A 14,975-nucleotide genomic window follows, 5' to 3' on the forward strand; every position below is an offset into this window, starting at 1 on the left:
AATCAGCTGATCTGGTATTCTTCCATCTTGCGGTATAAAGTAGTCAGTCCAATACCGAGTAAACGGGCAGTTTCCGTCTTGTTTCCCTGGGTATGCTTCAGGACTTTAATGATGTGCTGCTTTTCAACAGTCTCCATTCTAAGCACATCGGCTTCCGCCCCCTTGGTGTCCACATGAAACTCATAGGGAAGTAGAGCCGAATTCAACTCCTGGCTATCCGCCAGGATCACGACCCTTTCCATGACATTTTTAAGCTCCCTGATATTGCCTTTCCAACTGTGTTTCAACAATAGCGCTTCAAAACCGTTACTCATCTGAAAATCTGGTTTATTTACCTTCATGGCAAATTCTTTCAGGTAGTATCTGGCCAGTAACAGCACGTCAGATTTACGTTGGGAAAGCGGCGGCAGCTCAATAGAAAAAACGGATAGGCGGTAATAAAGATCGAGGCGAAATTTACCCGCTTCGGCTTCCAGTTTCAAATCTCTATTGGTGGCCGCAATGATACGCACATTAACTTTGCTGGTCTGTGTGTCCCCAACTTTAATAAAGGTTTGATTTTCCAGTACGCGAAGTAATTTGGCTTGTAAGTCGAGGTTCATCTCCCCGATCTCGTCTAAAAAAATGGTTCCTTCATTCGCCTCTTCCAGCAAACCTTTTTTATCGCGGGTTGCACCAGTAAAGGCCCCTTCTTTATGTCCAAAAAGTTCACTTTCCAGCAATTCATGATTGAAGCCGCTGCAATTGATGGCCACAAATGGTTTGGTATTCCGCAGACTTTCGTAATGAATGGCCTGGGCAAACACTTCTTTACCGGTACCAGTTTCGCCAAGAAGCAACACCGTAGTGTCTGTTACTGCTACCTTTTGCGCCAAATCTACAGCTGCCCTAAGTGCTTTAGACTGACCTAAAATGCTGCTAAAGCTGTATTTCTTAATCACCTTATTTTCGAGTTCTGTAACCCGGTATTGCAATTTCGCCTTGTCCAGCGCTTTGTAAACCAGGGGGATGATCTTATCGTTATCATCCCCCTTGGTGATGTAATCAAATGCACCATTACGCATGGCCATTACGCCATCTGCAATGGTTCCAAAAGCAGTCAGATTGATTACCTCTGCATGAGGCTTGATCTTTTTAATTTCTTTAACCAGTGCTACGCCATTAAAATCAGGTAATTTAACATCGCTGATTACGACATAAACATCCTGAGCGGCTAAGATTTTCAAACCTTCCTTCCCGGTATTGGCCTGAAAAACTTTGAAACCTTCCAGTTCTATGATGCGTGCCAAAAGGCTGCAAATCTTTTTTTCGTCATCTATAATTAGAACCGTGTATTGCATAGCTGATAATTTCGACAATATTAGTAATTATTCGAGACAAGTTGCGATTTATAACCCTGTTCTGTCAATACAGCAGAATTTTCAGGGCTCACCACTGCGGTCTGAGGATCAAACAACATTGCAGTACACAAACAATTACACTTCTTTTTACCTTGAAGAATATCGTAATTCACACAACTTTTACAGCCAGCCCAAAAAATATCATCCTGTGTGATTTCTTCAAAACCAACAGGCTGAAAACCCAAACGGCTGTTCATTTTCATTACCGCCGTTCCAGAGGTGATGCTAAAAACCTTTGCGTCTGGATAAAGTCGGCGTGACATCTTAAATATCCTTTCTTTAATGGCTTTTGCAACCCCCGCATTTCTAAAACGAGGTGCAACAATAAGACCAGAGTTGGAAACAAAGGCTCCGCCTTCCCAAACTTCCAGATAGGCAAAACCTGCCCATTCCCCGGCTGCCGTAACTGCAACTACTGCTTTGTCTGCCCGCATTTTCTCGGCAATTGAAGCTGGAGTTCTTTTGGAGATTCCGGAGCCGCGTAAAATGGCTGAGGCTTCTATTTCCTGCACGATCTCATCGGCGTATTTAATATCATTCATTGTGGCAATACGCACAAATATCATTGGATGTTCCATGATCATTTTATTTTTGTTACAGACACCATTCCAAGTCCTGTGCCGGAATGCCACATGTAAACTCAACCTGATAATTATCAAGCCCTTAAAGCCGGTATTTATTTCATGACCCTATCATGGCAATTCAATACCTTATCAAAATGACAGGGTTAATTTCATTTTAGTTACCTTTGCCAAGGTTTTACAATCGATTATCATGAAGTTTAAACTTTCCACATCCTTAATCCTCTTCACTGCTGCTGTTATGTTCCTCTCCTCTTGTACAGGAGATAAAAAATTACCAATTCTGGGCCCACGCGCTGCTGAAACGGTAAAAAATGCAGACGGGACAAGTCACGTAGATACCGTTTATCAAACCATTCCTGATTTTCGTTTTTTAAACCAGGATAGCGTTTACATCACCAATGACAATTTCAAAGATAAAATTTACATTGCCGATTTCTTTTTCACCTCCTGTTCTACCATCTGTCCAACCATGCACAGGAATATGAAAACCATATTTGAAAAATACAAAGACAATCCGGAAGTGATGTACCTTTCACATACCATTGATTTTAAATATGACAAACCAGCTGTACTTAAAAAATATGCACAAAAGCTGGGTGTTGACAATGGTAAATGGCAATTTGCTTACGGATCAAAAGACAGCATTTACAAAATTGCAGAGCACAGCTACCTGGTTGCGGTCATGGAAGATACGACTGCCAGAGAAGGTTATGTACACCAGGGTTGGCTGGTATTGATCGACAAACAAAAGCGCATACGTGGTGCTTATGACGGAACAAATCCAAAACAGGTGGAGCAATTGATGAAAGATATCCCTGTTTTACTGGCTGAAGATAAAAAATAAGCATGCGAAAGTTCCTGATCGGCTCATTATTTCTTTTGGTAATCGCCACCATCATCTATTCTTGTCAGGATGCTGGTAAAATCAAACAAGATGTGTATTATGTCAATGGCCGGGATCTTTACATCAAACACTGCCAGAATTGTCACGGTGCTAATGGTGAAGGTTTAGGAAAATTAACACCCCCATTAACAGATACCATTTTTTTAAAAAAGAATAAACAACAGATTGCCTGTTTCATCAAAAACGGGATCAAATCCCCGATTATTGTAAATGGCCAGATGTATGAAGGCAGCATGCCTGATTTTCCAACACTGGCCAATATCGATATGGCACAACTGGTAGTCTACATCAGCAATTCATTTGGCAACAAACAAGGCATGTATACACAGGAAGAAATAGCCCGGGACCTTAAAAACTGCCGGTAAAAAATTTTCGCTGTTTATATTAATTATTACACGGTAAATCCTTTTTTTTCTTTATCATTGGTTACACACTAATGAAACATTTAAATTATGAAAAAATTTTTTTTATTAACCATAGCTACGGCTATTGGTACCTTCGGCTACGCGCAAAAGATTTACACCAGTCCAGACTTCAAACAACTGAGTAACCAGCACAAAACACTCGCAATTTTGCCCGCGGAAGTGAAGCTAAGTTACAAGATTCCACCCCGGTATACCGATTATGGAGCGAATAGAGATAAAGAAATTGAACTCTCCTATAAAGTTCAGTCGGCGATATATTCTGCTTTATTAAGCCGTAAAACAAAAAACAAAATCACTTACCAGGATCTTGACAAAACGAATCTCTTATTAAAAAAAGCAGGAATGCTGGACAGTCTCGGTAATTTTACGAAAGAAGAAATTGCAAAAGTACTGAGTGTTGATGCGATCATTTCAGAAAAGTACGAAGTCGAATATTTCAACACGAGGCAAGAGCCAGCGCCGGCAACAGCAGCTGCATCGATTACAGGTTCAGCAGCGCTAACCATGTTTCTGAATGACAGTAGATCCGGCAATTTACTTTGGAGATTTAACACGAATGATCTGAGTTATTACAGTGTATATTCAAGTATGAATATGATTGATGAGGTCACAAAAAAACCCATAAAAAACTTTCCTTATTCAAAATAAAGCCTAAAAAACAAGACTGAACTATAAATTTTTGTCAGCGACATAAGTTTGCAAAGAATTCCGATAGCCCTCACCTATCGGAATTTCTACACCTGCTGTTACCAATTGTGCTTTCTGCACAGATTCAATTTTATCAAGCGCAATGATATAAGATTTATGCACCCGCATAAAGCGTTCCGTGCCCAGCTTCTCTTCAATTGACCTTAAGCCCATCCTGGTCATTACCGGTTTACCATCTACCAGGTTAATTTTCACGTAATCTTTCATACCTTCAATAAAGGTAATGTCCTGTATCCTGATTTTTACCAGGGAATAATTGGCATTCACAAAAACATGGTCATGCTCAGTTAAAATGCTCCTCGACTGCAAATGCCGGGCCTGGTAAAGCTCATGCGCCTTTTGTACTGCTTTTAAAAACCGGGAAAAGGGCACTGGTTTCACCAGGTAATCTACCACATCGAGGTTAAAACCATCCAAAGCATGTTCTGCATAAGCCGTCACCAGGATCACCATAGGTGGATTGCTCAGCGACCGCAGCAACTCCAGACCGTTCAAACCAGGCATGTGGATATCCAGGAACATCAGGTCAATTTGCTGCGTTTTCAAAACTTCCAATACCTGCATTGGCTTGCGACAACAAGCCGAAACGTGCAGATAAGGTATTTGTCTTACGTTATCTTCCAATAGCTCCAATGCAGGCTTTTCATCATCTACAAGTATACAATTCATATCATAACGTGATTTCAAGTTCAATTAAAAAAATATGGTCCGCCCTTTTGATCTCAAAAACAAACCTTCCGGGATATAAAAGTTCCAGTCTGCGCCTGACATTGGCCAATCCGATACCGGAAGAACGCTCCGGACTCCCGACTTGTGCAGCGACTACCTCATTCATGACCTGCAAACGCAGTTTACCTTCTTTCTCATCCAGCGCAAGCTTGATGATGATGATTGGATCCTCCAGCATCCCTATTCCATGCTTAAAAGCATTTTCAACAAAAGGAATCAGCAACATCGGTGCAATCGTATAGCGCTCAAACGGACCAGAACACTGCAACTCAATGCGCACGTCATCAGCAAAACGCAAAAGTTGCAGGTTGATGTAGTTTTTCAAATAATCAACCTCTTTGCCCAGGTTGATTTGCTTTCCGTCGTTGTCATACAGCATGTAGCGCATCAGCTGCGACAACCGGATTAAAGAAGGCTCCATCAGTTCCGATTTTTTACGCGCCATCCCAACTAAGGTATTGAGCAGGTTGAACATAAAATGCGGACTAATCTGAGAAGATAAAAACTCCAGCTCCGTTTTTAAATGGATGCGTTCCCGCTCCGCAATTAACCGCTCCTGTTGTTGTTTATCCAGGTAAAGCTTATAACAGTAACTGACCATAATTACGAAAGCAAAAGGCAAAAAGGCCATCGGTGGCCCTGGCATAAATCCGTGCCTGCCTTTACCAAAATGATCTGTGCCACCTGGAGGAAAATCATGCCTGGGGAATCGGGGTATCTCGGGCATTAAAAACCTGTTGGCGATAATGAATACAACAAAACAAACCAATAACAGCGTAATGTAAATAACCATACCATTCTTTTTATCCTTTAGCGGATAGACCAGATACGTATGCACATAGAAAATTACAATCAGCAACACATTGGTCAGCACCTGGCTTTTCAGCAAACCATTCCGCATCTCCGGGGGCAAATTAACCACCCTGGAAAAAAAGGGCAAACTAAGTACAACCAGCCAAATCAACATGGGTACCAGGGCATGGAGTACTTGTTTATATTTTGTTTTGTGCATGAGTTGATCAAATGAAGGTGTAAGTACCGAATTTCAGGCCGGTTCAAACGAAAGTTTCACATTTTTTAACTTTTCTATTGATAGACTTTTAAATCCAAAGTATCGGCACGCATAGCTGTAAAAACACCCAAACCATTGACAACATTGGTATAGGGATTGGTTAAATTTAAAGAGGTTCCTCCACCACTGTTCAATGCATCACTGTATTCTTTGTTGATGCGAAACAGCAAAACCTTATAATTTCCCAGGAAGTTAAAAGTCATCTGCTGCGTCTGGAATGAAGACACCTGGCCCAGGATTTCTTCAGCATCCTTATACGCACGGGTGTCACGTGAATTAACGCGACTTGGGTAAGCATCCGTATTCTTAAAAACCATCATATAGTGTCCCTGATCGGGATTACTCCATTTGAAAACAACTGGAACAAATGCTTCTGGCTCCGTACCAAAAGAAAACACGGGAACAGCCTGGGTATTGGCCGAGGCTGAAAAACCAACAGGTTTATCCGGAACGGTAGTTTCTGCACTTATCGTCTTGTCCAGATAGTCAAAGCTCAATTTATAGGTCATTCTGTCCTTGATAAAACTGGAATCTGCATATTGATATACACCATCTGCGGTTTCCGTAAGCGAAACCGACTGCGTTCCATCAGACAATTTCAGTTTCAGCGCTTTTAAAGGAAAACCATGCGAAATGGTATCATCCAGGTACTTCTGATAATAGACTTTTACGGTTACAATTGTTCCTGGGATGAGGTAAGCCTGTACTACCGGTCTTGTATAATCTGCCAGTACTGCATTTTCTTTTTTACAGGAGAACAGGGAAGTGACCACAATGACGGCAATACCGGCCAGCACAACATACCTGTATATTTCTTTTATTTCCATCTTAAGCTAAGGGTTAAATTGGGTGTAAGTCCTAAATAATTGACATTGGAGGTAACCACCTGGTTATTCACAACATTATATTGTTTATACCATACATTGGCACGGTTGTAAATATTAAACAGGGAAAAACCGATGCTACCTGTTTTGCGACTGTCTACCTTGATCAGATCGTAAGTAATCGATGCATCCAGTCTGTGATAGGCCGGCATCCGTAAAGCATTTTTATCACTGATGGTCAAAAATGTTTTAGCGGTACCAGTGTAGTCGTCTATCGTATAACTGGTTAATGGTGCAGTATAAGGTTTTCCGGTAGCAAAAATCCAGGTCGCCGAAAAAGTCCATTTGCCATAGTGGTATAAGTTGACAGTTTTGAACTCATGCCGGGTATCCTGACTGGCAGCGAACTCCCCACCATAGGCTGCAAAATTATTGGTGGCTTCAGCCAGGGTATAGCTGATCCACCCGGTATACCTACCCCTGGTTTTCTGCAGCATCAATTCAATTCCCTTGGCATAACCGCTACCATTGTAAAAATGCTCTTCCAGTGAAACAGTGCCCCCCCTCCGGTTTCCGGTAAGCCTTTGAGCGTATTCGGATAGATTGTCCAGCTTTTTGTAATAACTTTCTACATCAAACAAGAACTGTCCGGTCTCATAACTGAATCCACCAATATAATGCACTGCCGCACTCACCGGAATGGCATCTCCATTAGAAAGCACCCAAAAATCACGGCTTCCGGATAAAATATCTTCCCTGAGCACACGATTCGTAAACTGGTAGAATTTACCCGTTGATGCTTTGAGTGTAAATTTATCCGTCACCGCATAGGTTGCAGAAAATCGGGGCTCTAAATAGGTTTTCCGGGTTTGATCATACCAGGTTTCCCGTAAACCTGCTTTAACCTGCAACTGCGTGGTTAAATCAGCCTCCAGTTCCCCATAGCCACCAAGTATTAAGGCTTTGGTATGCTGATCAATGAGTTTACTGGTATCATTCTGGCTGCTCTCATAACTCACATTTTGCCTGGATCCGAAGGCTCCGAACAAGGCCTTAAATTGACCACCAAGCTGGTACTCCCAATCGGATTTTAAACTAAAATCTTTCAGGTTATTTTTCTCAAAAGTACCCGTACTGATTTCCTGGTCATTCCCATCATCATCCTGAACCGTAAGCTTCGTGCTGTTGTCACGATCGCTATGGTAAGTAGAATAGCTCAACAGCGTATTCGAATACAATTTAGAATTCCAGCGACTAGACCATTTTAAACTGGATCCAAGATTACCATAAGTGGTCTTATCCGACATACTGATGTCTCTGCCACTATTGATTGCAGCAGGCAAAGTTAGCGTACGGCTGTTATCCAGGTTGTCATTACCCTGGTAAATGCTCCAGGAAAACCTGTTCTGATCATCGGGCGCATAAGTATACTTCGCATTTAAATCGTAAAAATAAGAAGCAGGTGTACTCACTGAAGCCGCATTTCCGCCAAAACCTCCCCCACCGCCACCTGGCGGACCACCAGTACCAGCATTGGCAGGTCTGTTTCCTCCGGCAGCTGTTGTGGCGCTGCTGCTATTGAATTTATTGAAAATCTTATCGTATAAAGGTCCCTGATAAGACCGGCGATAAGCCAGCAGCAAGGTTGATTTGTCATTAATCGGCTTTTCAACAAAAACATTGGCACTCAATAAACTCAGATCCCCCGCAATATTGGTTTCCTTACTGTTTCCTTCCTTCCCCACAATATCGGTAACACTCGACAAACGGCCGCCATATTTGGCTGAAAAACCGCCCTTATACATAGTTACATCTTTTACGGCATTGCTATTGAATGCACTAAAAAAGCCGTACAGGTGATCAACCTGGTAAACGGTAAAACCATCAAACAGCACCAGGTTTTGATCGGGAGTTCCGCCTCTCACATAAGCGCCTGAAGAAGACTCGTTGCTTGCACTAATGCCCGGCATAAGCTGAAAAGAACGTAAAATATCTTTTTCTCCGATATTGGGCAGTTCCTCCAGCTTCGAAGGCGAAATCTGTAATACGCTAACCCTGCGTTTATTGGTGCTCATCAAGCCCTCCGCACGCTTATCGGTAATGACAACTTCATTCAAAGCCCGCACAGCCGGGAAAAGACCAATTACAATTTCCTTTTTGATGTTTTCGGCATTCAGGTAATAGGTATCCTGCTGGTATCCGGAGAAATTAATATCCAGTCGACAGGTATCTGCAGGGACATTGATCAAAGTAAAATAACCGTCAGCATTCGTCGATGTGCTGATGTTTAAATGGCGCAACTGGACATGGGCAGAGGGTAAAGACTCTCCGCTTGACCGGTCGATCACCCTACCCGTAATGTTGAAAGGGATTTGTCGGGCTGGTGTTTTCCGCTCCACCACATCTTTTACGGAATTCACCGTTTGCCCGACATGAACACCCCGGCCCTCATCTTTGAGGCCAATTGCGGCTTTATTTTTCTTTAAGCGGTTTACATCTTCCGGAATGCGGATAATATAAATCGTCTGATCGGCATCAACCCAATAGCGCAAGCCATTTTTTTTGCATACAGCCGCCAATAAATCTTTCAGGTTTTCATCGTTAAAATGGTCGACCACATCGTACTGACTAAGCATGTCGCGATCGTATACTATATGAACCGGACATTTTGCATTTAAGGTATCCATCATTTTATCCAATGACAGCGTATAAAAGCCACTAATCTTGGCCTCGGTTACCAGGGGCCTTTGGGCCATAGCAGTATAACCTGTGGTTGCCGTAAGCACCAGCAGCAATAAAAATATCCTCATATACCTGCCTTTACAAATTAGTAATCAATTGCGCCGAAAAGGGCTGGTCAGTTTCTCCAACATTCAGTACACCTCTTGACATCACGGTATAATATTTTCCGGCAGTAAGCGTCACAGAGGTCAAAGTGGTTTTAACATTTCCGGTACTGCTGTCCTTAATGTCAAAGGAATAAGTATTCGGATCGATTGCCTGAAAATCACTGGCTGTTTTATACGACTTTCCAGAAACCAATGGGGTTGCTGCACCAGCAACTGACAGATCCAATGCCGGTGCATCGGGAGATAAATTGATGAAACGGATAAAGGCCTGACTAGTTGAGGCAACGGTCATGACATCCCTGACCAGTAAAGCATCCAGCTTTTCAGGCCGTTCAATTAAAAACAGGGAATAAACCCCATCTGCATCCAGCGCTATGCTTTTACTCAATAAGCTTTCCGAAGCACTTTCGGTCGTAAACTTAGCAGTGTGCTCGCCTGCAGTATAATTTGCATAAGCCGTTGTACCTCCAAAAGGTACCGCTGCCGTATTTAGTTTCGTACCATCCAGATAGAAATTATAGGTACCCAATGTTGGAGAAGCGTTTACCATACTTAAATAAGCAGTAGCTGTCGTTGCTACATCCTTGGTGCAGGAATTTAGCAATAAGCTGCACAGTAATAAAGTTGCATAAATGAGTGGGAGCGCTCGTTTTGCACGCGCCTGAGCGGTTCGTTTGGTAAAAATTTTCATCACAATTGAGATTAAAATGTTAAACAATTTTTAAATCCATTTCCTGGTTTATGAAGCGAATTTTAAAAATTAAGGTGTTAACAAATGTTAATTGAGATGAACAGGCTTTAAATTTATATTAAACCGATTTTTTCTGCGAAGAAATCACATCGAAAACAAAAAGGGGAAGACAATTATGCCTTCCCCCGTTATCCATAGGTAAATGAAATAACTTATTTTGCCGCTTTGGTGAAATTCAGGACAATGTAAGCTGTAGAATTGCCATATTCAACAGGTGTTTTGATAACCATAGTTTCACCGTTGGTAGATGAAAGCACCAATCTGTAGCCTTCGGTTACATTTTTGGCTTTATCACCTTCATACAGTTTTTTAAATTGGAAAGTATCTTCTTTAGTACTGGCAGACCAGTAAATGGTTTGTGTTTTAGCTGCACAGGTACCACCGCCAGGTAGGCTATAACTACCATTTCCACTATTGGTTAATCTCCAGCTACTACCCACAAAGCAAGTATATGAACCCTCACCAAATAATGATTTTACCGACGATTGCGGAATACCTTCAAATGTAATGTCACTTAAAGTCCAGTTCCCAGTAATGTTACCTCTCTTAAGCGTTGGAGTAGCCGCACCCTTAGGTGAACAGCCTTGCAAAACCATCAATGCACTACAAAAAATGGCTGCTATAAGGAATATTCTTTTCATATCTTTTTACTTTCTTTTTCAATTACATAAATCTTGCCAAAACTTGCGCAGAATAATTTTTACCTTTAACCGTCACCGCAGGATGAACATCAGTTAAACAAATAACCCCATAATAATGAGAGCAGAAACGATTGCGATACATGCAGGAAATTTATATGAAATCAGTACACAGGACGTAACGCCCCCAATAAATTTATCGACAACCTTTTTAAGGAACGAGGATGGTGGCTATTCCGGTGGACACATGTATAGCAGGGTAAGCAATCCAAACCGCTCTGCACTGGAAAATATCCTCACAGAACTGGAACAGGGCGCAGATTGTTGTGCCTTTTCTTCGGGCAATACAGCCGGGATGAGCGTTTTTCAGGCAATCAAACCCGGAAGTCACATCATCGCACCTGACGATATGTACTGGGGCTTTAAAAAACAATTGCAAACGATATTTGCCGATACCATTGCGATTGATTTTATTGATCTGACTGATCTAAATCTGATTGAGCAGCACATCAAAGGCAATACCGTCATGATCTGGGTCGAAACCCCTTCAAATCCGCTATTAAAAATTACAGATCTGAAAGCCATTGCTAAAATCAGTAAGGCTCATGGCCTGATCCTGGCTTGCGACAGTACTTTTGCATCTCCTTGCCTGCAAAATCCAATCGCACTGGGTGCAGATCTTGTGATGCACTCCACAACCAAATACATTGGTGGTCACAGCGATGTATTGGGTGGCGCACTGATAACCGCAGAAAAAAACGAATTCTGGGAAAAGATCAGGAATGTACAACAGATTGGGGGTGCGGTACCTTCACCGTTCGACTGCTTCTTATTGGTCAGGAGCATCAAAACACTGGCCTATAGAATGCGTGGACACAGCACCAATGGTATGGCGCTGGCACAATACCTGGAACAACATCCCAAAGTAGCGGCAGTTTACTATCCCGGTCTGACATCACATCCTGGCCACGAAACAGCCAAAGCGCAGATGCGTGATTTCGGTGGCATGCTTTCCATTTTAGTCAAAGGAGGTGCCCCGGAAGCACGCAACCTGGTCAATAAAGTAAAAATATTTGCCCAGGCAACCAGTCTGGGTGGTGTAGAAAGTTTAATCGAACACCGCGCATCTGTAGAAGGTCCGGATACCAAAACGCCACAGAATTTAATTCGGATATCTGCAGGACTGGAACATATTGACGATCTTATTGCAGATTTCGAACAAGCTTTCGCCCAAATATAGGCTAGAATATTCCGCATTGATTTATAACGATGTATTTTATATCATTATAAATCAATGCATTAAAAAATAATCAGAATTATATTTTGGTTATTTTGCAAGTTAGATTTACATTTGAAGCATTAAACAGTGAAAGCTGTTAAAGTCAACCTTCTTATGTTAAGGTTTGATTTATAAAGAAGTGGCGAGAGACAGGCTCATTGACCCACTGGCAACCCTCCCAAAATGGAGAAGGTGCCAATTCCTGACCAGATAACATGGTGTTACCTGGAAAGATAAATTAAAACGAATGAAAACGATTTACACCAATTACTCCGATCATTATTGTATGCCGCATACGAACTGTATGTGCTGTTGCATGCGATAATTTCCAAAAATCTTCCTTTTGCATTTTCTTATTCAGTTGGAAGGCCCTTATAGGGTACGCTAATCACTTATACAGTGCTGTCTGATTTCTTAAAAAATTTAACCCATAAGATCATATGTCAACGTCTCATAAATTCGAAACCCTACAAGTTCATGCCGGTCAGGAAATAGATCCTACAACAGGTTCCCGGGCTGTTCCTATATACCAAACCACTTCTTACGGTTTTAAAAACTCCGAACATGGTGCAAACCTGTTCGCTTTAAAAGAATTCGGAAACATCTATACCCGGATCATGAATCCGACCACAGATGTATTTGAAAAACGTGTTGCTGCCCTCGAAGGTGGCGTTGCAGCATTGGCTGTTTCATCCGGACAAGCCGCACAATTCATTGCATTAAACAATATACTACAGGCGGGAGATAACTTCGTTTCTTCTTCTCACTTATATGGAGGTTCATACAATCAGTTTAAAGTAGCCTTTAAACGCTTAGGCATTGAAGTTAAATTTGCCAATGGCGATGACCCAAATGATTTTGCGGCTAAAATTGATGGCAATACCAAGGCCATTTACCTGGAAACCATTGGAAATCCAGCTTTCAGCATCATTGATTTTGAAAGGATATCTGCCATAGCCAACAAACACGACCTTCCACTTATTGTAGACAATACTTTTGGTGCTGCAGGTTACCTGTTCAAACCTTTAGAACACGGCGCACATATCGTAGTTCAATCCGCTACCAAATGGATTGGCGGCCATGGAACAAGTATTGGTGGTGTGATTGTAGATGGCGGCAATTACAACTGGGGCAATGGTAAATTCCCTCAGTTCACAGAACCATCTGAAGGTTATAACGGCTTGGTATTTAACGATGTTTTTGGCATCGGCGGACCATTTGGAAACATCCAGTTCATCATTCGTGCCCGTGTAGAAGGTTTGAGGGATTTTGGTCCGGCCATCTCCCCTTTCAATTCTTTCCTGCTGATCCAGGGACTGGAAACCTTATCGCTTCGTGTACAACGTCATGTTGACAATGCCCTGGCACTTGCAACCTGGTTAGAAGGTCATGATGCGGTGAAAAGTGTAAACTATCCTGGCCTGGAAAGCAGCCCATACCACAGCAATGCAAAAAAATACCTGCAAAATGGTTTTGGTGCAGTATTGTCTTTTGAACTGCATGGAGATAAAGACCAGGCCATCGCATTGGTTGACAATTTAAAACTGGTAAGCCACCTGGCAAATGTAGGGGATGCTAAAACGCTGATCATCCAGCCAGCTGCAACAACACACCAGCAACTGTCTGAAACAGAACAAGCCAAAGCAGGTGTTACGCCAAATTTATTGCGTGTATCTGTAGGTATTGAGCACATCGACGATATCAAAGCCGATTTTGAACAAGCATTTGCAAGTATAAAAAAGTAAAATTAAATGAGTACGACCTCCACATATAGTTACAATAAGGTTTTCAAACTGGAAAGCGGCAAAAAGCTGCGCAAGTTGGAAATTGCTTATCAAACCTATGGTAAATTAAATGCCAGTAAAGACAACGTGATCTGGGCTTGTCATGCGCTGACTGCAAATGCAGACGTGCTGGACTGGTGGAAAGGTCTTTTTGGTAACAATGCACTTTTCAATCCGGATGAGCATTTCATCATTTGTGCCAACATTGTAGGCTCACATTATGGAAGTACCAATCCCTTAAGCACAAACCCGGTGACGGGTTTGCCTTACTATTTGGCATTTCCGGAATTCACCATCCGGGACCTGGTTTCTGCACACCAGTTGTTGGCTGCCCACCTGGGCATTCAGCACATTAAAGTGCTCGTTGGAGGCTCTTTAGGCGGTCAGCAGGCTATGGAATGGGCAATTACCGCTCCGCAGTACATTGAAAATCTGATCCTCATGGCTACCAATGCAGTGCACTCTCCATGGGGCATAGCCTTTAATGAAAGTCAGCGGCTGGCCATTACAGCCGACCGTAGTTTTTACGCGCAAAAACCTGATGGCGGATTAAAAGGTTTGAAAGTTGCCCGCAGTATCGCTTTACTTTCTTACAGAACATATGACGCATATACCGCGACACAACTGGAAAGTGTAAATGATAAAACCGGATCTTTCAGGGCTTCATCTTACCAGAATTATCAGGGAGAAAAACTCTGCAAACGGTTCAACGCCTATAGCTATTGGTACCTCACCAAGGCGATGGACAGCCACAATGTTGGACGTGGACGTCAAAGCACCAGCCACGCACTGGCCCTGATTAAGGCGAATACCCTGGTCATCGGCATAGAGAATGATGTATTGTTTCCAATTACGGAACAGGAATTCCTGGCAAATCACATCGCAGGAGCAGCATTTCACAGTCTGAAATCTGCCTATGGTCATGATGGTTTCCTCATCGAGACAGATGCTTTAACCCGCGTTATTGGCAATTTTTTAAAGGAAAGTATAAATAAGAAAATAGTTAAATTACATAAAACAGCATAATT

14 protein-coding genes and 1 riboswitch are annotated in these 14,975 nt (G+C 42.3%); of the genes, 6 read left to right on the plus strand and 8 right to left on the minus strand.

The features are described from left to right. Positions 1–2: 2 nt before the first annotated feature. Positions 3–1,340, minus strand: coding sequence for a sigma-54 dependent transcriptional regulator (locus IM797_RS03545; protein WP_194125700.1), 1,338 nt, complete (start codon positions 1,338–1,340; stop codon positions 3–5). 20 nt (positions 1,341–1,360) lie between these two features. Continuing rightward, positions 1,361–1,978 carry a GNAT family N-acetyltransferase gene (locus tag IM797_RS03550; RefSeq protein WP_194125701.1) on the minus strand — a complete coding sequence of 206 codons (618 nt, stop codon included), beginning with the start codon at positions 1,976–1,978 and terminating at the stop codon, positions 1,361–1,363. 196 nt (positions 1,979–2,174) lie between these two features. On the opposite strand from IM797_RS03550, the gene IM797_RS03555 reads away from it, so the two are divergent. The 3 genes from IM797_RS03555 (at position 2,175) to IM797_RS03565 (ending at position 3,961) form a co-directional block, all read left to right on the plus strand. Continuing rightward, positions 2,175–2,828, plus strand: coding sequence for an SCO family protein (locus tag IM797_RS03555; RefSeq protein ID WP_194125702.1), 654 nt, complete (start codon positions 2,175–2,177; stop codon positions 2,826–2,828). Positions 2,829–2,830: 2 nt separating this feature from the next. Continuing rightward, entirely contained in the window at positions 2,831–3,253 is a 423-nt protein-coding gene (locus tag IM797_RS03560) for a cytochrome c (protein ID WP_194125703.1), read from the plus strand. Between the two features lie 87 nt (positions 3,254–3,340). Then, positions 3,341–3,961 carry a hypothetical protein gene (locus IM797_RS03565; protein WP_194125704.1) on the plus strand — a complete coding sequence of 207 codons (621 nt, stop codon included), beginning with the start codon at positions 3,341–3,343 and terminating at the stop codon, positions 3,959–3,961. Positions 3,962–3,982: 21 nt separating this feature from the next. Here the strand turns inward: IM797_RS03565 and IM797_RS03570 are convergent, their stop codons facing one another. The 6 genes from IM797_RS03570 to IM797_RS03595 all read right to left on the minus strand — a co-directional run bounded on the left by IM797_RS03570 (position 3,983) and on the right by IM797_RS03595 (position 10,887). Next, complete coding sequence (locus tag IM797_RS03570; RefSeq protein ID WP_194125705.1) at positions 3,983–4,690, minus strand: LytTR family DNA-binding domain-containing protein; 708 nt, start codon at positions 4,688–4,690, stop codon at positions 3,983–3,985. A 1-nt stretch (position 4,691) separates the two neighbouring features. After that, positions 4,692–5,762, minus strand: coding sequence for a sensor histidine kinase (locus IM797_RS03575; RefSeq protein ID WP_194125706.1), 1,071 nt, complete (start codon positions 5,760–5,762; stop codon positions 4,692–4,694). Positions 5,763–5,836: 74 nt separating this feature from the next. Next, positions 5,837–6,649: a DUF4249 family protein gene (locus IM797_RS03580; RefSeq protein ID WP_194125707.1), complete on the minus strand. Its 813-nt coding sequence runs from the start codon at positions 6,647–6,649 to the stop codon at positions 5,837–5,839. Next, positions 6,640–9,456, minus strand: coding sequence for a TonB-dependent receptor (locus IM797_RS03585; RefSeq protein WP_194125708.1), 2,817 nt, complete (start codon positions 9,454–9,456; stop codon positions 6,640–6,642). The genes IM797_RS03580 and IM797_RS03585 overlap by 10 nt, the downstream gene beginning before the upstream one ends. Positions 9,457–9,466: 10 nt before the next feature. Beyond that, positions 9,467–10,186 carry a DUF4397 domain-containing protein gene (locus tag IM797_RS03590; protein WP_194125709.1) on the minus strand — a complete coding sequence of 240 codons (720 nt, stop codon included), beginning with the start codon at positions 10,184–10,186 and terminating at the stop codon, positions 9,467–9,469. Between the two features lie 212 nt (positions 10,187–10,398). After that, positions 10,399–10,887 (minus strand): lipocalin family protein, encoded by a 489-nt coding sequence (locus IM797_RS03595; protein ID WP_194125710.1) that lies wholly within the window; start codon positions 10,885–10,887, stop codon positions 10,399–10,401. 115 nt (positions 10,888–11,002) lie between these two features. On the opposite strand from IM797_RS03595, the gene IM797_RS03600 reads away from it, so the two are divergent. The 3 genes from IM797_RS03600 to metX all read left to right on the plus strand — a co-directional run bounded on the left by IM797_RS03600 (position 11,003) and on the right by metX (position 14,973). Next, positions 11,003–12,124, plus strand: a complete 1,122-nt coding sequence (locus IM797_RS03600) for a PLP-dependent aspartate aminotransferase family protein (protein ID WP_194125711.1) — start codon at positions 11,003–11,005, stop codon at positions 12,122–12,124. A gap of 165 nt (positions 12,125–12,289) precedes the next feature. Further along, a riboswitch (SAM riboswitch) is annotated at positions 12,290–12,403 on the plus strand. A gap of 200 nt (positions 12,404–12,603) precedes the next feature. Next, a complete protein-coding gene (locus tag IM797_RS03605; RefSeq protein ID WP_194125712.1) occupies positions 12,604–13,908 on the plus strand; it encodes an O-acetylhomoserine aminocarboxypropyltransferase/cysteine synthase family protein in 1,305 nt (434 codons plus the stop codon). Between the two features lie 6 nt (positions 13,909–13,914). Further along, positions 13,915–14,973: a homoserine O-acetyltransferase gene (gene metX / locus IM797_RS03610; RefSeq protein ID WP_194125713.1), complete on the plus strand. Its 1,059-nt coding sequence runs from the start codon at positions 13,915–13,917 to the stop codon at positions 14,971–14,973. Positions 14,974–14,975 lie beyond the last annotated feature (2 nt).

The sequence above is a fragment of the Pedobacter sp. MC2016-24 genome (genome assembly GCF_015223055.1).
GTDB lineage: Bacteria > Bacteroidota > Bacteroidia > Sphingobacteriales > Sphingobacteriaceae > Pedobacter.